This window comes from Aeribacillus sp. FSL K6-8210 (assembly GCF_037963925.1).
In the GTDB taxonomy this organism is placed as follows: Bacteria; Bacillota; Bacilli; order Bacillales; family Aeribacillaceae; genus Aeribacillus; species Aeribacillus composti.
Genome location: NZ_CP150172.1, coordinates 947,902 through 970,459, shown reverse-complemented (window position 1 = coordinate 970,459; position 22,558 = coordinate 947,902). Strand labels below are relative to the sequence as shown.

The 22,558-nt window shown below is 38.3% G+C and carries 19 protein-coding genes and 1 other annotated feature; of the genes, 5 read left to right on the top strand and 14 right to left on the bottom strand.

Annotated elements, in window-relative coordinates; genetic code table 11:
• Positions 1-419 precede the first annotated feature (419 nt).
• A complete protein-coding gene (locus NSQ41_RS04855) occupies positions 420-1,721 on the top strand; it encodes an NCS2 family permease (protein WP_339211105.1) in 1,302 nt (433 codons plus the stop codon).
• 418 nt (positions 1,722-2,139) lie between these two features.
• Here the strand turns inward: NSQ41_RS04855 and NSQ41_RS04850 are convergent, their stop codons facing one another.
• The 4 genes from NSQ41_RS04850 to NSQ41_RS04835 form a co-directional block, all read right to left on the bottom strand.
• Positions 2,140-2,484: a Na+/H+ antiporter NhaC family protein gene (locus NSQ41_RS04850; RefSeq protein WP_339211102.1), complete on the bottom strand. Its 345-nt coding sequence runs from the start codon at positions 2,482-2,484 to the stop codon at positions 2,140-2,142.
• Positions 2,485-2,561: 77 nt separating this feature from the next.
• Positions 2,562-2,738 carry a Na+/H+ antiporter NhaC family protein gene (locus NSQ41_RS04845; protein WP_339211101.1) on the bottom strand — a complete coding sequence of 59 codons (177 nt, stop codon included), beginning with the start codon at positions 2,736-2,738 and terminating at the stop codon, positions 2,562-2,564.
• A 144-nt stretch (positions 2,739-2,882) separates the two neighbouring features.
• A complete protein-coding gene (locus NSQ41_RS04840) occupies positions 2,883-3,650 on the bottom strand; it encodes a trypsin-like serine protease (protein ID WP_339211099.1) in 768 nt (255 codons plus the stop codon).
• A gap of 508 nt (positions 3,651-4,158) precedes the next feature.
• Positions 4,159-4,554 (bottom strand): hypothetical protein, encoded by a 396-nt coding sequence (locus NSQ41_RS04835; RefSeq protein ID WP_339211097.1) that lies wholly within the window; start codon positions 4,552-4,554, stop codon positions 4,159-4,161.
• Positions 4,555-5,332: 778 nt separating this feature from the next.
• Between NSQ41_RS04835 and NSQ41_RS04830 the strand changes: the two genes are divergently transcribed.
• The gene (locus NSQ41_RS04830) at positions 5,333-5,554 is read left to right on the top strand and encodes a DeoR family transcriptional regulator (RefSeq protein ID WP_063386591.1); all 222 of its coding nucleotides are present in this window, start codon (positions 5,333-5,335) and stop codon (positions 5,552-5,554) included.
• 161 nt (positions 5,555-5,715) lie between these two features.
• On the opposite strand, the gene NSQ41_RS04825 is transcribed toward NSQ41_RS04830, so the two are convergent.
• Positions 5,716-6,483: a pseudouridine synthase gene (locus tag NSQ41_RS04825; RefSeq protein WP_339211096.1), complete on the bottom strand. Its 768-nt coding sequence runs from the start codon at positions 6,481-6,483 to the stop codon at positions 5,716-5,718.
• A 5-nt stretch (positions 6,484-6,488) separates the two neighbouring features.
• A complete protein-coding gene (locus NSQ41_RS04820; protein WP_066249479.1) occupies positions 6,489-8,102 on the bottom strand; it encodes a polysaccharide biosynthesis protein in 1,614 nt (537 codons plus the stop codon).
• 208 nt (positions 8,103-8,310) lie between these two features.
• Here NSQ41_RS04820 and NSQ41_RS04815 point away from each other — a divergent pair, with 208 nt between their 5' ends.
• A complete protein-coding gene (locus NSQ41_RS04815; protein WP_339211094.1) occupies positions 8,311-9,585 on the top strand; it encodes an NAD(P)/FAD-dependent oxidoreductase in 1,275 nt (424 codons plus the stop codon).
• Between the two features lie 1,475 nt (positions 9,586-11,060).
• On the opposite strand, the gene NSQ41_RS04810 is transcribed toward NSQ41_RS04815, so the two are convergent.
• The 7 genes from NSQ41_RS04810 to NSQ41_RS04780 all read right to left on the bottom strand — a co-directional run bounded on the left by NSQ41_RS04810 (position 11,061) and on the right by NSQ41_RS04780 (position 19,106).
• A complete protein-coding gene (locus NSQ41_RS04810; RefSeq protein WP_339211092.1) occupies positions 11,061-11,774 on the bottom strand; it encodes an NAD(P)-binding protein in 714 nt (237 codons plus the stop codon).
• 416 nt (positions 11,775-12,190) lie between these two features.
• A complete protein-coding gene (locus tag NSQ41_RS04805; protein ID WP_063386586.1) occupies positions 12,191-12,376 on the bottom strand; it encodes a sporulation protein Cse60 in 186 nt (61 codons plus the stop codon).
• An 854-nt stretch (positions 12,377-13,230) separates the two neighbouring features.
• Positions 13,231-13,551 carry a rhodanese-like domain-containing protein gene (locus NSQ41_RS04800; protein WP_063386585.1) on the bottom strand — a complete coding sequence of 107 codons (321 nt, stop codon included), beginning with the start codon at positions 13,549-13,551 and terminating at the stop codon, positions 13,231-13,233.
• 30 nt (positions 13,552-13,581) lie between these two features.
• Positions 13,582-15,996, bottom strand: a complete 2,415-nt coding sequence (gene leuS / locus NSQ41_RS04795; protein WP_094245290.1) for a leucine--tRNA ligase — start codon at positions 15,994-15,996, stop codon at positions 13,582-13,584.
• 67 nt (positions 15,997-16,063) lie between these two features.
• Positions 16,064-16,284, bottom strand: a binding site (T-box leader).
• Between the two features lie 89 nt (positions 16,285-16,373).
• Positions 16,374-17,525 carry a diglucosyl diacylglycerol synthase gene (locus NSQ41_RS04790; RefSeq protein WP_063386583.1) on the bottom strand — a complete coding sequence of 384 codons (1,152 nt, stop codon included), beginning with the start codon at positions 17,523-17,525 and terminating at the stop codon, positions 16,374-16,376.
• 474 nt (positions 17,526-17,999) lie between these two features.
• Positions 18,000-18,389: a GntR family transcriptional regulator gene (locus tag NSQ41_RS04785; protein WP_339199055.1), complete on the bottom strand. Its 390-nt coding sequence runs from the start codon at positions 18,387-18,389 to the stop codon at positions 18,000-18,002.
• A 453-nt stretch (positions 18,390-18,842) separates the two neighbouring features.
• Positions 18,843-19,106: a YtzC family protein gene (locus NSQ41_RS04780; RefSeq protein WP_063386581.1), complete on the bottom strand. Its 264-nt coding sequence runs from the start codon at positions 19,104-19,106 to the stop codon at positions 18,843-18,845.
• Positions 19,107-19,265: 159 nt separating this feature from the next.
• Between NSQ41_RS04780 and NSQ41_RS04775 the strand changes: the two genes are divergently transcribed.
• Entirely contained in the window at positions 19,266-20,231 is a 966-nt protein-coding gene (locus tag NSQ41_RS04775; protein ID WP_063386580.1) for a TIGR01212 family radical SAM protein, read from the top strand.
• The gene (locus NSQ41_RS04770; protein ID WP_094245288.1) at positions 20,228-20,815 is read left to right on the top strand and encodes a class I SAM-dependent methyltransferase; all 588 of its coding nucleotides are present in this window, start codon (positions 20,228-20,230) and stop codon (positions 20,813-20,815) included. Before NSQ41_RS04775 ends, NSQ41_RS04770 begins: the two co-directional genes overlap by 4 nt.
• Positions 20,816-21,475: 660 nt before the next feature.
• Here the strand turns inward: NSQ41_RS04770 and NSQ41_RS04765 are convergent.
• Positions 21,476-22,555: a tetraprenyl-beta-curcumene synthase family protein gene (locus tag NSQ41_RS04765; protein WP_063386578.1), complete on the bottom strand. Its 1,080-nt coding sequence runs from the start codon at positions 22,553-22,555 to the stop codon at positions 21,476-21,478.
• Positions 22,556-22,558 lie beyond the last annotated feature (3 nt).

Sequence of the window (22,558 nt, the reverse complement as noted above, 5' to 3'; positions counted from 1 at the left end):
TGTTTAGTTGTCAAATTGTCAATTGAATCGATATTGCGACGCAAATTTCGTTTGAATGGTTTACGGGTGATAGATGGGAATCAAGTCGCTTGGAATGGGGAAACTGCTGTTGCCTCTAAACTGAGGCGAAAAGGAATTGACCAATATATCTTGATACTTTTTTTCCAGTAAATGTTATTTGTTTTACTGGGCTCCTTAAAAATTGCTTTTTTACATCTTGGTAAGATGAAAATTTCCAATTCCTTAAAAAATAGTGCTTGACATATTACCTTAGTACTTACTGATGTTTTTACGGCTCATCATTTCATTATCACCTACATTCAATTATAAAATACCAGCACCCCTCTTGCAAAAAAGTTAAAAAACGAATATTATATATGTGTTTTTATAAAATGTTCGTATTTAATTGGAGGTATCATATGTTTAAACTAAAAGAACACGGAACAAATGTTAAAACTGAAATTATTGCCGGTTTAACCACCTTTTTAACAATGGTATATATCGTTGTTGTCAATCCGATTATCTTATCGGAAGCAGGCGTTCCGTTTGATCAAGTGTTTACAGCGACAGTTGTTGCCACGATCATCGGCACATTGTGGATGGCGCTGTCGGCAAATTATCCGATTGCGATCGCCCCGGGTATGGGAATGAACGCATATTTTGCCTATACTGTTGTTGGGGCGGAAAAAGTTAATTATGAAATCGCCTTTTCAGCAGTATTTCTTGCAGGCATCTTATTTATTATTCTTTCGCTAACTCCGTTTCGTAAACAAATAATTGAGGCCATTCCAAGCAATTTAAAAAATGGAATTACCGCCGGCATCGGCTTATTTATTGCGTTTATCGGACTAAGAATGACCGGGCTGATCACCGATCATCCGCAAAATTTAGTGACTCTTGGGGATCTGCATTCCCCTTCCGTTGTTCTCGCCTTAGTCGGCCTTGCTATAACTCTTATCTTAATGAGCTTGAATGTTCATGGTGCACTTTTTATCGGAATGATTTGTACCGGTATCATCGCATTTTTTACCGGACAATTATCGTTTGACCAAGGAATTGTTTCAATTCCAAAACTGCCGGAAGGCATTATAATCTCCAACCCGATTGATGCAATTGGGGATGTGATTCAACATGGCCTATTTGCAGTCGTCTTTTCCTTTTTATTAGTCACCATTTTTGACACAACTGGAACAATGATCGGTGTTGCCAAACAAGCAGGTTTAATGAAAGGGGATGAAATGCCGAACGCACGCAAAGCCCTTCTAGCTGACTCAATAGCAGCAACAGCAGGGGCTATGCTCGGAACAACTCCGACGAGTGCTTACATTGAGTCTTCTTCAGGAGTAGCTGCTGGCGGTAGAACTGGATTGACAACTTTAACCGTTGCCGTATTGTTTGGAGCTGCTGCATTTTTCAGTCCGATCGTTGCAGCTGTGTCCGGCATTTCAGCGATTACAGCACCTGCGTTAATTATAGTTGGAAGCTTAATGATGGGCTCAATTGCCGAAATTAATTGGAAAGAAATTGATGAAGCATTTCCAGCCTTTTTAGTTATTTTAAGCATGCCGCTTACATCAAGTATTGCAACTGGAATTGCGCTCGGATTTATCTCTTATCCTCTCATGAAAGTCATGAAAGGAAAATGGAAAGAGGTTCATCCATTTTTGTACATTTTCGCCGTACTATTTTTCATCCAGCTCTTTTTCCTGGGAGGTCATTAATTAAGAGGCTTTCCCAAAAGGAAAATCTATTAAAAATAAAAAATGGATATCGGGTTTTGAATTAGAAATAACCTCTCTAAGCTGATATGCACCCCTTAAGGTAGAGCAATCTGTTTACCTTAAGGGGAGTTTTTCTATGTATAAACATTCGAAAATCTTTGCGTAACACCGTTTCGTCGTTCACCAAAAGAGCTTTTCTATGTATCAAGATTCGAGAGAGTTCTGGATGCGGGCTGGACCTCTATTCAGTTGGAACGAACCTATTAGATGATTTTGTGGGACATGGATCCACATAAGCGGAATAAACTTTATTTCTACAGTTAAAATAATCATCATGATCGTAACGGTATGAGGTATGATTAGAACAGAAAAGAAACGTCCATAAACGTTCCTTTTCTTATTTTAAATAACGATCCAATTATGCTTGTACATTTACACCTTTTTCGTCTAACTCGATTTTTTTCATTTCTTCAGCAGGAAGCTTCTCAATCTTGAAACCGACGAAAGCATAAATGATGGCGATCAACGGACTGATAATATTCAAAATTGCATACGGTGCATGGCTTAATGTAGCCACTCCCAAAGTCGCAGACATAAAGGCCCCGCAAGTGTTCCATGGAACGAGGGGAGAGGTCATCGTCCCTGCATCTTCCAATGTCCTAGACAGATTTTTTGCATGCAAACCACGTTTTTTATAAGCAGTCAAATACATTCTTCCCGGAATTAAAATCGATAAATATTGGTCACAGGCAACGACATTCACTGTTACACAAGTAGCAACGTTGCCGTAATTAAGCTTCCAGTTGATTTTGCCAGTTTCAGTAAAGAGTCGACGATTATCTACAGCACTCCGCTTGTTTCTAAAATTCCCCCGAAACTCATGGCAATCATAACAAATGAAACTGTATACATCATTGCTTCTGTACCGCCGTTATTCAATAAATTGTCAACGACTTCATTTCCTGTTTCCTTTGAAAACCCATAAACCTCGATACTAAAAATGTCTGAAACAGCCATGATGGAGCCATCGCGACTGAATATTCAGTCTCCTGGTGGGAACAGATAAATGTAATTGAATAAAGCATAATCTGAGGATATTCTATAGAACCTTACAAAAAATTCTTGACAGTACCTTTATTTGCAATCTTCTTTATTCCCTTTCTATTTTTCTAAATTCTTATTTATAAAATTTTTCATTACTTTATTTACCTTAATTCCTCCATTCAAGCCATTAGTTCTGTAACTTCCTATATGTATTCCTATAATTTCATTTTTACTATTTAAAATCGGAGATCCCGATTGCCCTGATGTCGTATCTATATCATAATAAAGATTAAAGAGATCTTCGCTCAATACCCTTCCATTCATTTCATATTGCGAGACTGTACCAGTTTCCTCCAGTTTATCAACTGGATAGCCAATTACTTTAATAGGCTTTCCTTTGGTATATTTAATATTTTTAATATCCAACTTTTCTATGTTCTGCCCAATGGGTTTATCTAATTTTATAATGGCATAATCAAATTTAGAATTCCCTGAATGAATATATGGTTCTGGAACAATATATTCTATAGAATCTGCAGACTCAAAAGGAAATTCATCCTTATTTACTCCTGGATATATTGTACTATTTCTATAAAACTGTTTTGTGTCTGGATTATATACACAATGGGCTGCTGTCAAAACCTTATCATCGTCAACAATCGTTCCTGTACAGATTGAGTCAAGAGAGTATATGAAAGAAATAGATGAGTATGGTTTTTTTTCTGAATTTACTACTTCAGAGCGTTCATCTTTCCCAATAATTGAAAAAGGAGTAATGATTGTATTAATGTTTCCTTCATTAGCACTCGCATTAATATTGTTACCAAAGAGTAAAATAAATAGAATAGTAAATTTTAAAATAAAAAAACATCGACTATTTTTCATTTTATAAATTCCTTTCACTTATTTGTATTTTGGGATTGCTTATCTTCTCTTTCTATCATTTTCCCAATTTTTCCAATTCCCAAAAAACCAAAATACATAATTGTATAAAAAATTATCTCTGTATCAGAATAGAATTTAACAATATCCATACGTGATACTGTAATTTTCATATAAAAAATAAATAATGATAACTCGATTATGTGAACGATGAAAATTCCTCCAAATTTATTAAATCCCGTATAATTAACGATAGTTTCCAATAAGATACTTAAAGGAATAAGTAAGATAAATCCAGCAAGTACATTCAAAGATAAAAATATTGGCCCATAAAAACTTAAAAACTCGAAACTAACAATTATACTCGCTACATACTGTAAACCCATTATGAAACATATAATGATAATTAAAACAATTACTATAAATATAGGAACTAAAAAAAAATCTTTTTTCATGTCAACAATTAAAAGCAGAACAGTTGACTGTTCTGCTCCCTCCTTATTTCTTAAGTTTATAATAGAAATGAAACGATAATTTTAGCAATATCATCTGCAACATCTTCTGGTATACCAGCTTTTTGAAGACCTTTAGATATTCCGCTTTCTGTTGTTTTTTCTGCTTTTTCCAGTCCATCGGCTATTTTTAATCGATATTTTTTTATTTTATTAGCTGCTGATTTGCTTAAAGGTGCGAGAGCTTTCTCAAGTACCCATCCACCTGCTCTTAATATTGATGCAAGAACTTTTAATTTAGCTTCTTCATCGACTGAATCTTTCACTACTTTAGATGTTGCTATTTTAGTTGTCTTACTATGAGTAGCTGCCGATGCTCCTATTGGTCCAATTCCTAAGATTAATATACTAAGACTTATTACTGCAGGTAACACTTTCGATTTCATAATTTTCATTTTCTCCCCCCTTTCTTTTTAAAATTTTAAAAATTCTATATTATTTTTATCCGAAATTATAACATATAATACCAATAATGTAAATATTTTTAATTGATTTTTCCAATAGTACAACATTAATACTGCCAATTTATCTCTTTATCCATATCCTCCTATCTCAATAAAAATCTTTACTTATGTCGTAACACGTATCGAGATTCTTCGAGAAAGTTTCACCATCTTAACAAGGCTTATCGTGTTCGTTCTTCTATGCCAAACGCACATTTTTCCTAGACAACGGTGTTACATTTTATTTGACGCTTACTGTAAATGTTATCTAAGTAGTAAAATGAAATATATCATCATTGAAGTATTTTTATGCATAAGATTTCTAACATTTCAGGTCAGTTCCTTTCATCTTTTTTATGATCATCAATTTTGACAGCAAAAATTTGCCTTTGTTCATACAACGTTTTTTATTTGCATCTGTTATTGCTTAGACAAAGATAATTTGTGAACTTTTGAAAATCTAATCACCAATGGAACCTTTTTTACCGGTTGAAGGAATCATCTCTTCACTATTTGTCTATTCGACTGGGGTCAGTTCAAGCTGTTAAATCGGCCTATGAGAGGTAAGTATTGTAAATATTATGTGAATTTTATGAACACACTGGAAAGTTTACATGTAAATTGTGTATAATGGAATTGTACCACTTTAGGAGTTTGACATCTAATGCATGGACATTGAAGAGTATGTAGGTTTGTGATTTCGATGCATTAAATGATAGGGAGTGGTTTTTTGAAACCTTCAACAAACCGTATGCTAACCCGAATCAAATCCGTCTACATGTTCATTCATGAAAGGGGTACAGTGACAACTCAAGAGCTTGTCGATGAATTTGGTATTACCCCCAGAACGATTCAGAGGGATTTAAACGTGTTAGCATATAACGATTTAGTGCACAGTCCTGCAAGAGGAAAATGGGCAACGACTAACAAGAAGGTCAAGATGTCATCCTAGCTGCTAAAAAAAGAAAATTTGGGTTATTCGTTCACATACATATACAGGGCTGATCCAAAAGAAAAATTCCTTTTGGATGCAGCCCTTTTTTGTCTGCTGTTGCAGGAAAATTCAACCTTTTTATGGCGCCAGTTTGTCCGTCTTTTTTGAAAAACCGAAGCTCAATGTAAACCTTTTTCAAACTGCAAAGAAAAATCGGCTGAATCGCCTGTCTGCCCTTGAATCGAACGCAGCTGTTCTAATTCGTCTTTTGTCAGTTCTCGATATTCCCCTGTTTGCAATGTTTGATCTAGTTCAAGCGTTCCCATTTGAATTCGTTTTAAATATTTCACTTTTTTTCCGACAGCAGAAAACATCCGCTTAATTTGATGGTATTTACCCTCCGTTATGGTGACAAAAACTTCAGAAATGTCGTCTGCCTTAATAATTTCAAGCAAGGCAGGCTTTGTAACATAACCGTCATCAAGTTTTACACCTGCTTTGAACCGCTCGACATCTTTCTCTGTCACTAGACCAATAACTTCCGCAAAATATTTTTTAGGAACATTTTTCTTGGGCGATGTTAATTGATGGGCAAGCTGTCCGTCCGATGTTAACAGCAATAGCCCTTCGGTATCTTTGTCAAGCCTGCCGACAGGAAAGGGATTATAGCGAAGATCTTCCGGATCAAGCAAATCGACCACAGTCTTTTGGACGTTGTCTTCTGTAGCAGATAAAAAACCAGCTGGCTTGTTCATCATGAAATAAACATGTTCTTTGTACAACACCTGTTCACCGTGAATGATGATTTCTTGTTTATTCGGGTCGACATTTGTTTTCGGATCCGTCACCACTTCTCCATTAACATGAACGGCCCGTTCCTTTAGCAGCTTTTTTACTTCTTTTCTGCTGCCGTAGCCAGCATGTGCTAATAGTTTATCAATACGCATATTATCTACCCCCTTTCCTTCCTCTTACTTAAAAATCTAGTTCCAAAAATAACTTTTAGGAATCCTGATTGCTTAGCCAGCCAAAAATACGAGCCTGCTCCTAATAATGCAGCAATTCCAACCATGATGGCGGCATTTGTTTTACTTGCATGGTAATCAAAAAAGACAGTGAAGAGAGAGGAAAACGCTACAACGACAATTGACATACAGATGACCAAAATTCCCGTAAATATTGTTCTTTTCCAAAATCTTTTATACGAGTAGCCTGTATGACGGCGAATCATCATTAATCCGTATATGAGCGAGCCAAGAAACCCGATCGCAGTTGCCATAATCGAACCGTATGCACCAAACTGCGTGATAAGCCAGCTGTTTAAACAAATTTTTAGCAGAAGACCGAATGCAAGGCTGATGACAGCCAATTTTTGTTTATTAATCCCCTGCAAAATGGCGGCTGAAACAGTGAAATAAGAAAAAAGCAAAGCGATCGGTGCATAGGCAGCTAAAATGCTCGCACCTGTTTCATTGTCATTATAAAAAAACATGTAGATTGGTTCGGAAAGAATAATGATCCCAATGGATGCAGGGAGAACGAGAAACATTAATGTTTGAAACGCTTGGTCAATTTGTCTTCTAACAAACGGAAAGTTTTGATTCGTGAACGCATTTGTAATGGCCGGCACGAGCGTTAAGCCAAAAGCAGTTGCTAAAGAAACAGGAATCATGACAATTTTATTCACTAAAAAATTGACCATGGCATATAATTCTTGCGCTCTTTCGCCTTCTCCCGCCTGAATCATAGCTTTATTAAACGTAAAAGAATCGACAAATTGATATAAAGGAATAGCTAGTCCGACAAATACAAACGGACCGGCATACCTGAACACCTCGAGAAACATTTGCTTCGTGGAAATGCCGGAAGGTTCAATTTTGTTCTCCTGCATCGCCAATAAGGAATTTTTTCTTTTCATCCAATACAAAAAAAGGACGAACAGCCCGCCGATGGCGCCAACAAAGGCGGCAAATGTCGCATAACCCACCGCTGTAATGATATCGCCATGTAATACTTTTAAAATGATATAGCTGGAAACAAGCAAAAAAATGATGCGCACTAGCTGTTCTATTACTTGGGAAACGGACGTCGGGCCCATCGACTGATGCCCTTGAAAAAAACCTCGTATTAAACTCATGATCGGAACAACTATAAGCGCAAGGCTGACCATTCGTATAACATATGTGACATCCTCAACTGTCACACCTTGCAGCTCCTGTTGGCCAAGCTGGTGTTCCGCAAAGAAAGGCGCAGTCACAAATAAAATAAAACAAGTGAAAATTCCTCCAAGAAGCATAAACAGCATCCCAGATCGAAACATTCTGCGGCTTGTCTCGTAATCACCAATGGAATTATATTTTGCGACAAATTTTGAAATGGCCATAGGAAATCCCATTGTCGCAATGCTTAAAAAAATCGTATACGGAACATATCCATATTGATACAAAGCACTTCCCGTTTCTCCAACCAACGCGAAAAACGGAATGACATAAATCATTCCTAAAATCCTTGAAATATATGTACCTAATGTTAAAATAAACGTCCCTCTTAATAATTTATCCGACATCTTTTGCTCACCATTGTTTCTAACAAAAATTTTCAACTATAACATTTTACCACATTCACTAGGAACTAAGATATAGTCATCACTCATTGAATTCAAAAATTCATCTTTTTATAATGATATAAGACTAGGATGTAGACGAAACTAGGATTAATCTAAAAGTACGAATAAATTGGACAAGCAACATCAACTTCTTAAAGGTTGTGAGAATATGAATTATGATGTAGCAGTAATTGGAGGGGGACCATCTGGATTGATGGCCGCCATCGCCGCCGCTGAAAACGGAGCGAACGTGCTGTTAGTCGATAAAGGAGAAAAATTAGGAAGAAAGCTGGCGATCTCCGGTGGCGGACGGTGCAATGTAACAAATCGCCGGTCAATTGAAGAAATTATCAAAAATATTCCCGGCAACGGACGATTTTTGTATGGCGCTTTTTCGCAATTTAATAATGAAGACATTATACGCTTTTTCGAAAACCTTGGAGTTCGTTTAAAAGAGGAAGACCATGGCCGGATGTTTCCAGTATCAAACAGAGCTCAAGACGTAGTCAATGCGCTGCTTTCCGAACTGAAAAGGCTGAACGTTACAATTAAAACAAATCATCCGGTTGAAAACATCGAATATAGTGAAAGCAGAGTAAAAGGAATCTGGTTAAAAAATAAAACCTTTATTCCTGCCAAAGCTGTTGTCGTTGCTGTCGGAGGAAAATCTGTCCCTCATACCGGAAGTACTGGAGACGGATACGTGTGGGCAAAAAAAGCCGGTCATACTGTGACGGAATTATTTCCAACTGAAGTGCCGATTACTTCGAATGAACCGTTTATCCGAACAAAACAATTGCAAGGCCTGTCGTTAAGAGATGCGGCTTTAAGTGTGTTGAATCAAAAGGACAGACCAATTATTACGCACAAAATGGATTTTATTTTTACCCATTTTGGCGTATCAGGTCCAGCTGCACTAAGATGCAGCCAATTTGTTGTAAAACAATTGAAAAAAGAAAAAACGGTGACGTTGTCAATTGACGCTTTTCCTACTGAAAATGAAGAAAGTCTTTTTCAGCATATTTTGCTTAAATTGAAAGACGAACCGAAAAAGGCTGTTAAAAATGTATTAAAAGGTCTCTTGCCTGAACGATATTTGCTATTTTTGCTGGAGGAATCCGAAATCGATCATTCGATGACATATTCCCAGCTTTCAAAAGATAAGCTGCGCCAATTTGTCCGCTTAGTGAAAGATTTCCGCTTCGAAGCAAACGGCACGCTCCCAATCGAAAAAGCGTTTGTGACCGGCGGAGGCGTTTCTATAAAGGAAATCGATCCAAAGACGATGGCCTCTAAACTAATGAATGGGCTTTATTTTTGCGGCGAAATATTGGATATTCACGGCTACACGGGCGGCTACAACATCACGGCTGCGCTCGTAACAGGACGGTTGGCAGGCTTGCACGCAAGCCGTTACGTGGAAAAAGGCGAACCGATAAGTTGAACTGCCTCCTGTCAAGTAGTCAGTGGAAATAATAAAAATTGATCTAAGCGGTCTTGGCTCTATATTCCATAGGACTGAGACCGTTTAATTTTTCTTGATAAAGATGGTAATTGTAAAATTGGATGTATTCGTCAATCGCCTTCTTTAGCTCTTCAAATGTATCGTACTTATGTAAATAATATTTTTCACATTTACTGTTCCCCAAAAGGATGCCATTGGACCATTATTCTATACATCGTCCAACACGAGACATATTATGTGTTATCAATCCTTCCTTTAAATCCATGTGAAGTAAATTGAAATCCTCGATCACTATATAGTAAAAAATGTTTACCATGAATAGAATGAATTTCTTTGACTAACGTGTAAAACACTAGCTTATTATTATTAGATTGCTAAATACATAGCTAACAATAGAACCATCAAAGGTCTAAAATAACACTTAAATAAGCTTTCTTTGAAGAACCATATTTTAGTTCTATCACATTCGTTATCCATTTTTCATTCGGTTTACTTACTGTAAATTCACGATTTAAAATGTTATCTGCGCATGTTGGGGTTAGATGGATACAATCTGTCATTCGTAAAGAGAAAAAGCGTTATTTTAAAAACGTTGATGAGACTTCTGTTCATGTTAACTCTGATTTTGAGTAGAAGTAGAAGCAGAGGCAAAGTGAGGTAATACAGTTCCGAGAAGTAAAAAAGTAAATGCCAGTACAGAGATTACTTTGAACTTCATTTCATCTTCCTCCTCTTATATTTTTAAATACAATAGTATAATATCAAAAAAATACATATTTAACATTTTTTGTCTCAAAATAGTATAATAATGGTATATTTTAATATGAAAAGAGGATAATTCTAATGAATAGTAACAAATCCGTATTATTAGCAGTGTTTAGTATTCCGATTTTTATGTTAATCACATCTTTTGATTTATCTATACAGACTGATAGAATAAATGCCCTAATTTTCCTTGGATCCACATATCCGATATTTTTCCTTTTGTATTATTTAGTTAAGATTAAAAATTTTAAACCAATGTTAGTTCTATCAATAGGAATATTATTATGGACTGCATTCACTAGTTTTTTATTCAAAGATACCTTTATTACAATTGGTTTATTTATAATTTCCATCTTAGTTTTAGTGACAATAACAGTTATAACTAAAGAACCTAATTAATCCGCATTTAATGTCATGGTATTAAATGGAATGTTTTGGATGGCATAGTATCAAATTGCATTTTTAAACCTTACCTTTTTCATTCAAAGCGCATAAATTGATGGGTCTGTCTAAAAAGTCAGGATAACTTACTCTTTTTTTTAAAAGACACACAAAAAAACGTCCTATCTAGTAAAATGTGAGGTGACAAGCCCAATTTTGCAGAAAGAACGTTTTTTATGAACTGGGCAGCTGACTTTTGGGGGCGCCTCTTTTTTTGCACAAATCGTTCATCCCACGATCCGGTTTAGCTATTCGCTAGACCTGTTCGCATTCAAAAGCATTTCCAGCTGCTTATACCGTTCTTCATTTGAAGCTTCTAAAAAGCTCTTGTCTAATAATTGATGTAAAACACTCCTTTTTTGCTCTGGGTCGTTGATTTCTTCTAAGACACGTTTTCGACCTTCCTTTAAAAATTCAACATAGTCAGCAAAATGTTCATCAAACTGCTCTGCCAAATTATTTTTTAATTTTCTGGCGAGCCCCGGAACTTTCCCGCTCGTTGATACACTGATGATTAAATCGCCCCTTTTAAATGTTGCCGGCATAATGATATTGCTTTTTTCAGGTGCATCCACTACATTGATCAGCTGATGTGCTTCACATGACTGGTAGACCTGCTCATTAACTTCCCTTTCATTCGTTGCCGCAATGACTAGAAACGCACCGTTTACATCGTCTTTTTCAAACGTTTTTTGTTTCCACGATATTTTTTTTTCTTGATGCATTCGAAAAAGATGATCTGATAGATCGGGACTGACAACCGTTATATCAGCACATGCATCGAGCAAAGCTTTTATTTTTCTTTCCGCTACCTTCCCTCCTCCGACAACGACTGTCTTTTTTCCTTTTATATTCAACATCGCACTGTAGTACATATGCTCACCCTTTTTTGCCTTAGCGCTTACAATTTCTGGTTGATGCGAAGCGTTTTTTCCTTTCAAAAGGTTCTTGTATAACTTCAAAAAAATTGGCCATCCTTTTTTTCGTGCGGTCGCTTCGGAACAGCATTGAAATCTTTTTTCCAATAAAAAAAGACCTAGATTCCCCATAAACAAGGATTTTCAAGCGGATCCCCAAAGCTTGCTTTAAAAAGCTTTTTCATGAGTTAGTCCGTCTTCCATCCTGCAAAACGATGGCGATCATTTCAGTTTTATTCGACTTTCTCTCATCAGGTACAATTTATAAAGTGTTTCCTATCTGGATCAGTGCTTATAAGCTTTCAAGATCCTCTGGGCATAGCAACTGCTTGGAGCGCATGCGAACATTGATGCATTGACGAAGATTCTCTAAAATTACAATCAACCAACGCTTCACGTTTAATTCTGTTTACATTCTTACTAAATATAATAGACTTTTCATTATTAATGTGAAAGTCTTCTTATTCTTTGTAAATAATCATCGCTGAAAAACAGTAAATTTGTTCACCTTTTTGATCGCATGTTACCGCTACATGATATTTTATGTCGATATATTTTTGACTTGGAAGCGCAGTTAAAAAAGCGTTCACTTCCTCTTCTAAATCTTTTTCATGCTCTTCGTCAAAAATGGCGACTTTATAGCTCAATTTCTTCACACTCCCTTTATTTATCTCGTTGCTTCCAATATACTTTTATGCTTGTACAAATATGACACTTTTAATAAAGGGAAAAGATTTGCTCATGTCGGCAGTTTTTATGGGGATTTTGAGGGTATTACATGCGGTATGGTTTACTGTTTTGCCACGCTAATCTTCCTTTATATCGAGTAGGAGGGAGCGATTAACTCCCGTCCTCTCACACCACCGTACGTACGGTTCCGTATACGGCGGTTCAATTAAGATAATTGACGCAAGTCTTTATAACTTCCGTGAATAGCTGTTCTCTTTATGCCAGTGGTCACTCCACCCTCCAAGAGATCTCCCACGGGATTCACCGCTTCCTCCCTCAAGTGAGGTACTACGTTTTCTGTGTTCATCATGACTCACTGAATGCCAAGGGCTATTCTCTCTTAATTGTTCGGTCCTTCTTAGTTGTTCTAGACCAACTAATACTATGACCTCTGCTGACTTCTGACGGTTCAGCTATCTATCACTAGATAGGTTACCAAGGTTACTTGGCGTGCCAGCCAGACCTCCCCGGGTAAGAGTGTAATCTTTCCTTCCATCCATCTGCTTCATTTACTCTGTATCACCTTCGGCAGAAAGGGCTTTGTTTTGTCTTGCAAACTCACCCAGTGATACCTAGCCTCATATGAAGTTCGTGTTCCGAGAGACCCAAAGTTTGCCGCTCGCTTCCTTCAGATTCCGCGTCACCACGGACACCCTTGCGTTAAGCTAACTGCTACTTCTGCCTTCGCAGCTCGGGACTTTCACCCTATAGATTACACCCATGCCGGGCGCACAAGGAAAAAACCGCGCCTACATAAGCGCGGTTTTTCCACTTATTTTTTTATCTCGCTCTTCGGTTTAGTTTCCCCTGTCCATTCGAGCATTCCGCCAACCATATTGATGACATTAAAACCAAGATCCTGTAAATATAAACAAACATTTTCACTTCTTCTTCCTGAGCGGCAGACGAAAATATATTCCTTTTCTTTATCAAATTCTTCAATGCGGTCCGGGATTTCTCCCATCGGAATATGTTTTGCTTGTGGAATCATGCCTTCTTCTACTTCTTCTTCCTCGCGGACATCAATAATGTCTAATGTTTCGCCGTTTTCAAGCTTCGTTTTGAGATCATTTGGTGTGATTTCTTTTACCATGAATGGCCATCCTTTCATTGATATTCAAGCTTAATTGGCTACGATGTTGACAAGCTTGCCAGGAACAGCAATCACTTTACGAACGGTTTTGCCTTCAAGCTGTTCTTTTATTTTTTCATCATCCATCGCGATTTTTTCCATTTCCTCTTTAGAAGCATCGTTTGGTACAAGCAGCTTTGCCCGCACTTTTCCGTTGATTTGAATGACAATTTCCACTTCATCTTCGACAAGCTTTGATTCATCCCATGCCGGCCACGATTCATAAGCAATCGTTTCAGAATGGCCGAGTTTTTCCCAAAGCTCTTCGCAAATATGCGGAGCAACCGGCGATAAAAGCTTTACAAAGCCTTCCATATATTCTTTCGGAAGAATTGTCGCTTTATAAGCTTCATTAATAAATACCATCAGTTGCGAAATAGCTGTGTTAAAATGCAGATTTTCATAATCCTCCGTTACCTTTTTCACTGTTTGGTGATAAATGCGTTCAAGCTCTTGAGACGGTTCATCGACGATTTTCGGATTCAACTCGCCATTTTCCATTACAAACAGCCGCCATACACGATCTAAAAATCTTCTTGCGCCGTCGAGTCCTTTTGTTGACCATGCAATGGATGCATCAAGCGGACCCATGAACATTTCATATAAACGGAGAGTATCCGCTCCGTGGCTTTCAACGATTTCATCAGGATTGACGACATTTCCTTTTGATTTGCTCATCTTTTCATTGTTTTCGCCGAGGATCATTCCTTGGTTAAACAATTTTTGGAACGGTTCTTTCGTCGGAACTACTCCGATATCGTATAAAAATTTATGCCAGAAACGGGCATACAGCAAGTGTAAAACAGCATGCTCAGCCCCGCCGATATAAATGTCCACAGGCAGCCATTTTTTCAATTTTTCAGGATCAGCTAATTGTTCTGAATTGTGCGGGTCAATATAGCGCAAATAGTACCAGCAGCTTCCCGCCCATTGAGGCATTGTGTTTGTTTCGCGCCGCCCTTTTTTGCCTGTTTTCGGGTCAACGACATTCACCCAATCCTCAATATTCGCTAAAGGTGACTCACCGGTTCCCGAAGGTCTAATTTCATCTGTTTCCGGAAGCACTAACGGCAGCTCCTCTTCAGGAACAGCTGTGATCGTGCCGTCTTCCCAATGGATGATCGGAATCGGTTCACCCCAATAACGTTGACGGCTGAACAACCAGTCTCGGAGACGGTATGTCACTTTTCTTTGTCCTTTTTTGTTTTCCTCCAGCCATTTGATCATCGCTTCAATTGCTTCTTCTTTATTCAATCCGTTCAAAAAGTCGGAATTTACATGCTCGCCGTCTCCTGTATAAGCTTCTTGTTCGATGTTTCCTCCAGCGACAACCTCTTTAATCGGCAGGTCAAATTTTTTCGCAAATTCATAGTCCCGTTCATCGTGGGCAGGCACGGCCATGATCGCACCTGTACCATAGCTCATTAAAACATAATCGGCAATCCAAATCGGCAATCTTTCTCCATTGGCAGGATTTACAGCATAGGCTCCGGTAAACACGCCTGTTTTTTCCTTCGCCAAGTCCGTTCTTTCGAGATCACTTTTACTTTTAATTTGATCTAAATAGGCTTCCACCGCTTCTTTTTGTTCCTCGGTTGTAATTTCTTTCACAAGCGGATGTTCAGGCGCAAGCACTGTATACGTAGCACCAAAAAGCGTATCTGGACGAGTAGTAAAAACAGTAAAGGTTTTATCAGTTCCATCGACTGTAAAATGAACTTCCGCACCTTCCGACCGGCCGATCCAATTTCGCTGCATTTCCTTTATGCTTTCCGGCCAATCAAGCTCTTCTAAATCTTCCAGCAGCCTGTCAGCATATTCGGTGATTTTTAACACCCATTGTTTCATCGGACGGCGTTCAACAGGATGTCCTCCCCGTTCGCTTTTTCCGTCGATGACCTCTTCATTTGCAAGAACAGTTCCGAGTGCCGGGCACCAGTTGACGGGCACTTCATCAATGTAAGCAAGTCCTTTTTCATAAAGTTTTAAGAAGATCCATTGCGTCCATTTGTAATATTCCGGATCAGTTGTATTTACTTCCCGATCCCAATCATAGGAAAATCCTAGTGATTGAATTTGTCTGCGAAAATTATCAATATTTTTTTTCGTAAATTCCGCAGGATCGTTGCCGGTATCTAAAGCATATTGCTCAGCCGGAAGTCCAAATGCATCCCATCCCATCGGATGGAGAACATTGTATCCTTGCATCCGTTTCATTCGCGCCAAAATGTCGGTTGCCGTATAACCTTCAGGATGTCCTACATGAAGACCAGCTCCCGAAGGATACGGAAACATATCCAATGCATAAAACTTCGGTTTATCGGAATCATCCTCTGTTTTAAATGTTTTGTTTTTTAGCCAATAATCTTGCCATTTTTTCTCAATCTCACGATGGTTGTAAGACATGTAAAAATCCTCCTTTGCTATATATATGTATAAGCGTCAAATAATAAAAAAACTCCCATCCCCACGACGAAGGGACGAGAGACAATTTCCCGCGGTACCACCCAAATTAGCGCAAATGCACTCACTCTGTTCCGTAACGTGGAAACACGTCGGGCATTAGTCTGTACCGGAATACATTTCACACCCGCAACTCAAAGGGGAGTTCGTGAATAAACAACGATTGACTTTCACCTTCCGTCAACTCTCTAGACGCCTTTATCCACTACTGATCCTTTTCACCGTTCTTGCTTTTTCATCCACTTATCATATTGTTATTTTAATGAATTTTATGAGTTCATGCAAGTCAATGTCGAAAAATTTGGATTTCAGTCTAATAATTAATAATTGACAGACCCTTTCAAGCTTGAATCAAGCAGCATTTCTGCTTCATTTAAAATGTCCTGCAAGATCGTGTCAGCAGCGTTTGGTCTATATAATTCAGCAATGCTCATTTTCATTTTTTCCATTTTTTCAGGGTGGTTAAATAAATCATTGACCGTCTCTTGAACTTTTTCAAGCTTATTGATGACAACCGCCGCCCCTTTTGCTGCAAACAAATCGGCATTCTCCCTTTCCTGCCCCGGAACAGGTTTATAGAGAATAAGCGGAACTTTTAATGCGGCCGCCTCGCTGAGAGTAATCCCTCCAGGCTTTGTTATCATGCAGGAACAAATGCGAAAGAGCTCATCGATTCTTTCGACATAGCCAAAAACTTTTATTCGATCCGGGTGAATATACTGAAGCGGTTCAAGCTCATCTTTCAGCGATTGGTTATTTCCGCATACAACGACTATTTGCATGTCGTCTCGTGTAAAAAATGATTCACACAAATCTTTTACATTTTTTAAAACTCCATGAGCGCCTGTAGCAATTAACAAAGTTTTCTTGTTCGGATCCAAATTGTATTTTTTATATAAATCGATCGTTTCCATTTTTTCTTCAAACTGCGGCCGAATAGGAATTCCGGTTACTTTGACAAGCGCTGGATGGATGTTGAGCATTGTCAGTTTTTCCTTCACATCGTCGCACGAAACATAATATTTATCAATGTTTTTATGAACCCATACTCGGTGAAGACAAAAATCGGTCAGCACATTAAATGTCGGGATGAACACGCCTGTCCGCGTGCGATATTCAGGAACAACGGAAATAGGAAATGTATTAATGATGATGTCAGGATTTATCTCCCTTACTAGCTGATTCAACTTGCGGTGTCCAAGCTTCAAATACAAATTCATAATGCGTTTGTTAGACATTTTGTCCACACTATAATAAAATAACCGATAAAATTGCTTACCGATGGAAAAACTTTTCAAATATAAATATCTTGTAATTTCTGCCATAATTGGATGAGACTCGCTAATTAAATCAGAAACTTTTACGTTGTTGATTCCCATCTTATGCAAAGACTGCTCCAATGTTTTAGCAACTTGGATATGACCGTTTCCGTAATTTGCCGTTAATATTAATATCTTTGGGTCTTTTAACATTTTATTCACCTCAACTTAAAGCAGCTCAACAATTAGAACGAACTAAAATCAAAATAGTTTCACTTTAAATGTATATTTCCTTTTATAATTTTAGGAGAAAAAAATTAAGAATCCTTTATTATTTTATTACATTTACATTTCACTGGAAATTTTCGTTTTTTGTTGGTTGCAATAGCTAAAATGACAAATATATGGATTGGGATTTTTTAATGTCCAACAAAAAATAATTCTGCCCGTTTACTCGCATGGTTCATACAAGAATCTTACCGATACGCATTGGTTTAATTGAATTTATGCCGTTTTTCCGGGGATTTTTTACCTAGCTAATGGGCAGCCAAAGCTGCATGAATAACACCGAGAAGAATAAGATATGCCCTCCGAACAAAGTTTTTCCTTTATCTTTTCTGAACCGTTTTAGCCAAACAAGCTGAAACTCACGCTGCAGAGATTCAAATACTTTTTCTTTGCTAAACTTTATTTATGAAAAGCATTGGCAAATTCGTTTTTCATGTCTTTCATCCATTGGTATATTTGTTCAAAGCTGATTCCTGCATAAAATGCGTCGATCATAATTTGCCGCAGCTCCTCTTTAATTATTTCAATTTTCTCTTCATCCAGCTTTTTCTGCACCATTTTCGATACAAATGTCCCCCGTCCTCTCAGCGTTTCAATCAAGCCTTCTCTTTCCAGCTCTTTATAAGCCTTTGAAACCGTGTTAGGATTAGCGATAATCATGGAAGACATCTCTCTTACAGAGGGCAGTTTATCGCCAGGCTTTAACACACCTTTGATACATAGTTCTTTCATTTTTTTTATGATCTGCTCATATATCGGAGTGGCACTTCTCGGGTCAATTTCAAACATCAAATACCCTTCTTTCTTACAAAAAGGACTCTTTTGTATTATGTGTACTACATTATATAGTACACATAATACAGAAAAGATGCAATCAACATTTCTGATTCCGCATATAAAAAACACTGAATGATTTCACTCGTTCGGGGCTCTTGATCTTAGGGAAAAATTATGATGTACATAGTCGTATAACAGCTTTTGCTAGAAGTTTGACTGATGTTCAACAAACTGATCCCGATTTTGTTTTAAAATGTAATCGTTCATTCGCATTGAGCCGAGCTTTTATATCGGTAATTGCGCAATCTGTTGAAAGATATTTTTATTCTATATTTTCGTTTTTATTCCAAAAACCATTCTTTCCCTATGCAAATTTATATATAAGATCAAATCGGCTAAAGAATAAATGAAAAATAATAACTGCAATTAAAGGGCAAGCCTACAATCAGGCTTTGCCCTGGAATTTTAATGATCGAGCAAAATCATCTCATTTTGAAGATGCTGCAGTTGAAGGCGCATGCGGTGAAGCTGCTCCCGCTGCTGGTCATTTGCGCTTAAACTGAGTTTTTCCACTTCTGCAAGCGCATCTTGAAGCTTTTGCTGTGCATTTGTATATTCTTCATCATTGTAATGCTCCTGTTTCAGTCCTTCAATATATTGCTCATTTGCATATTCCAATGCTTGCTGGCAATGTTGAATGCACTCTTCCACGGATTGTCTAGTAGCCAAACAAATCCCCTCCTTGATGAAGAATTTTCTTCATCAACTGTATTTTTCGCTATTTCTGCAAGCTCCATCATGAAAAAAGCTGGTAAATTCTTATTTGAGATTGGTTTGGCAATCATGGTAAAATGTCTTGATAGTATATCGAAACAGGAGGAGTAGGAATTGGCGAACCACAATCCATTTCCGTATACGAATGACAACAAACGGTATCATACATGGAATTACCATTTACGAAATACATTTGGAGATAAAGTGTTTAAAGTTGCTTTAGACGGAGGATTTGACTGTCCAAACCGCGACGGTACGGTAGCACATGGCGGGTGTACGTTTTGCAGTGCCGCAGGGTCGGGCGATTTTGCCGGAAACAGAGCTGATGATCTTGTTACGCAATTTCACGACATTAGAAGCAAAATGCATGAGAAATGGAAAAACGGAAAGTATATTGCTTACTTTCAGGCATTTACAAACACTCATGCACCCGTGGAAGTTCTTCGTGAGAAATATGAAACGGTATTAGGTCTCGAAGGAGTTGTCGGTTTGTCCATTGCTACAAGGCCTGACTGTTTGCCTGACGATGTTGTTGATTATTTGGCGGAATTAAATGAGAGGACATATCTTTGGGTTGAATTAGGATTGCAAACCGTTCACCAGCGGACCGCTGATTTAATTAACCGTGCGCACGATTATGAATGTTATGTGGAAGGAGTTAACAAGCTCAGAAAGCACGGAATCCGAGTTTGCACACACATCATAAACGGTCTTCCGCTTGAAACGTACGATATGATGATGGAAACTGCAAAAGAAGTTGCTAAGCTGGATGTTCAAGGAATTAAAATTCATCTGCTCCATTTGTTAAAAGGTACACCGATGGTTAAGCAATATGAAAAAGGGATGGTGCGCTTTTTATCCTTTGATGAATATGTACAATTAGTTTGCGATCAGCTAGAGGTACTGCCTCCCGAAATGATCGTTCATCGCATTACAGGCGACGGTCCGATCGATTTAATGATAGGGCCGATGTGGAGCGTTAACAAATGGGAAGTGCTGAATGCCATTGATGCCGAACTCGAAAAACGAAACAGCTACCAAGGGAAGTATTATACAAAAGATCGAGTGATGTCAAAATGAACCTCATTCGCATTCTTCCATTTGCAAAAAAATTGATGGCTTCCGCTGTCCAAAACGGCGATATCGTTATTGATGCAACAGTCGGGAACGGACATGATACCGTCTTTTTAGCACAACTCGTTGGCGAACAAGGTCATGTGTTTGGATATGATATTCAAAAACAAGCGCTTGAAGAGACAAAAAAACGGTTGAAGGAATCCGGTTTAATCGACCGTGTTACTTTGTTTCATTCCAGCCATGATGACATTTTCAATACGATTCCGAAAAAACATCACAATCATATCGCCGGTGCGATGTTTAATCTCGGTTATTTGCCCGGTGGCCAAAAAAACATTGTGACAAAACCAGAATCAACTATTGAAGCAGTAAAGCAGCTTTTATCCATACTAAGACCCGGTGGAATGATCGTGCTGGTCGTTTATCACGGCCATCCGGAAGGAAAACGTGAGAGAGATGAGCTTCTTAAATTTGCCGAACAAATCGATCAACATACTGCTCATGTACTTGAATACCGGTTTTTAAACCAAAAAAATTCCCCTCCGTTTATTGTAGCAATCGAAAATCGAGTAGGAGGGAGCGATTAACTCCCGTCCTCTCACACCACCGTACGTACGGTTCCGTATACGGCGGTTCAATTAAGATAATTGACGCAAGTCTTTATAACTTCCGTGAATAGCTGTTCTCTTTATGCCAGTGGTCACTCCACCCTCCAAGAGATCTCCCACGGGATTCACCGCTTCCTCCCTCAAGTGAGGTACTACGTTTTCTGTGTTCATCATGACTCACTGAATGCCAAGGGCTATTCTCTCTTAATTGTTCGGTCCTTCTTAGTTGTTCTAGACCAACTAATACTATGACCTCTGCTGACTTCTGACGGTTCAGCTATCTATCACTAGATAGGTTACCAAGGTTACTTGGCGTGCCAGCCAGACCTCCCCGGGTAAGAGTGTAATCTTTCCTTCCATCCATCTGCTTCATTTACTCTGTATCACCTTCGGCAGAAAGGGCTTTGTTTTGTCTTGCAAACTCACCCAGTGATACCTAGCCTCATATGAAGTTCGTGTTCCGAGAGACCCAAAGTTTGCCGCTCGCTTCCTTCAGATTCCGCGTCACCACGGACACCCTTGCGTTAAGCTAACTGCTACTTCTGCCTTCGCAGCTCGGGACTTTCACCCTATAGATTACACCCATGCCGGGCGCACAAGCAAAATAGCCGGGAATAATATCCCGGCTAGCTTTATCCATCAAGAAGATTTAATCAAATTCCATTTTCGGAACGTTCGATATGCCCTAGCATTCACATAAAAGAAAACGGAGGTTGTTCCTCCTTTTTTTATTAATTTTTTAGCCAGCTTTCCTAAATCTTTATGTACTAATACTTTGTCATCAGATAAATAAATGCCGAGCAATCCGCGGTTAATTAATTTATGAAAATTTTCGTTCGGAATACCTTTTAAATTTTTGTCCGCTTCATGTACAAAATGAGCTAATCGTTCCATCATTTCTGATGTGCTTTCATAAAAACTGCAAAAATTTAAATCGCCCTCCAATTGATCCTCCTCTTGATCAATAAAGTAATCCAATAAAATGTGAAGCCCTTGCACATATGGAAAGTAACCGTCTTTAATTTTTTTGGCAATCGCTTCGTTAAAGCTGGGCTGAAATGCATAGGCGACTAAACAAAAAATGCCCAATGTCGATCCAGCGCAGGCAGAAAATTCATACCACCGCATATCCGGGAGGGAAGATTTATATTGTTCGAACCACTGTACTAGCCTTGGCACTCTTTCCTCTTCTATTACATGCTTATGTACTTGCAGTTCACAATAATATTCGCAAAGCTCCATCAAATAGCCAGCTATAACCGGATAGTTCTCCAATTGGCTCAGCATTCTTTGGCATGTCATGACAAGCTCTTTTAAATATCCGCCGTCATCTTGGTCCTCACGAAATTGGTAGTAATTTTTTAATTCTGCATGAATCGACAGTGCGTCCTTCATTGATTGGTGCAGCATGCGGAAATCTTCCGGATCAAAAGAAGTGCTTCTGTCGCATAAATTATCCAAGTAATCGCTAATCGTTTGATAAGCAACGATAAACTCTATGCATTCCTCTATATGAGAGTTCGACAAAAGCGCTAAAATGCTTCCTCCTTCGCAATGAAATGCCTTCGTATTTATGCTTGCAAGCGCCTGCTTTCTCAATTCAGGATTCGGTATTTCCTCAGCCTTTTTTTTCCACCCATCTAAGTAATAATGGACGGTCGGAAGAATTTCCCTATAAACTCTTGACATAAGGCTGATAGGGTGTTCAGGTATACTCAAAGA

What these genes read in the sequence shown, in the direction of transcription:
- NSQ41_RS04800 (WP_063386585.1), bottom strand. Translation starts at nt 13,551, where the DNA reads ATGGTAAAAGAAATCACACCAAATGATCTCAAAACGAAGCTTGAAAAC.
- NSQ41_RS04790 (WP_063386583.1), bottom strand. Translation starts at nt 17,525, where the DNA reads ATGTTAAAAGACCCAAAGATATTAATATTAACGGCAAATTACGGAAAC.
- NSQ41_RS04815 (WP_339211094.1), top strand. Translation starts at nt 8,311, where the DNA reads ATGAATTATGATGTAGCAGTAATTGGAGGGGGACCATCTGGATTGATG.
- NSQ41_RS04840 (WP_339211099.1), bottom strand. Translation starts at nt 3,650, where the DNA reads ATGAAAAATAGTCGATGTTTTTTTATTTTAAAATTTACTATTCTATTT.
- NSQ41_RS04835 (WP_339211097.1), bottom strand. Translation starts at nt 4,554, where the DNA reads ATGAAAATTATGAAATCGAAAGTGTTACCTGCAGTAATAAGTCTTAGT.
- NSQ41_RS04855 (WP_339211105.1), top strand. Translation starts at nt 420, where the DNA reads ATGTTTAAACTAAAAGAACACGGAACAAATGTTAAAACTGAAATTATT.
- NSQ41_RS04785 (WP_339199055.1), bottom strand. Translation starts at nt 18,389, where the DNA reads ATGTTTGAAATTGACCCGAGAAGTGCCACTCCGATATATGAGCAGATC.
- NSQ41_RS04820 (WP_066249479.1), bottom strand. Translation starts at nt 8,102, where the DNA reads ATGTCGGATAAATTATTAAGAGGGACGTTTATTTTAACATTAGGTACA.
- leuS (WP_094245290.1), bottom strand. Translation starts at nt 15,996, where the DNA reads ATGTCTTACAACCATCGTGAGATTGAGAAAAAATGGCAAGATTATTGG.
- NSQ41_RS04770 (WP_094245288.1), top strand. Translation starts at nt 20,228, where the DNA reads ATGAACCTCATTCGCATTCTTCCATTTGCAAAAAAATTGATGGCTTCC.
- NSQ41_RS04845 (WP_339211101.1), bottom strand. Translation starts at nt 2,738, where the DNA reads ATGGCTGTTTCAGACATTTTTAGTATCGAGGTTTATGGGTTTTCAAAG.
- NSQ41_RS04825 (WP_339211096.1), bottom strand. Translation starts at nt 6,483, where the DNA reads ATGCGTATTGATAAACTATTAGCACATGCTGGCTACGGCAGCAGAAAA.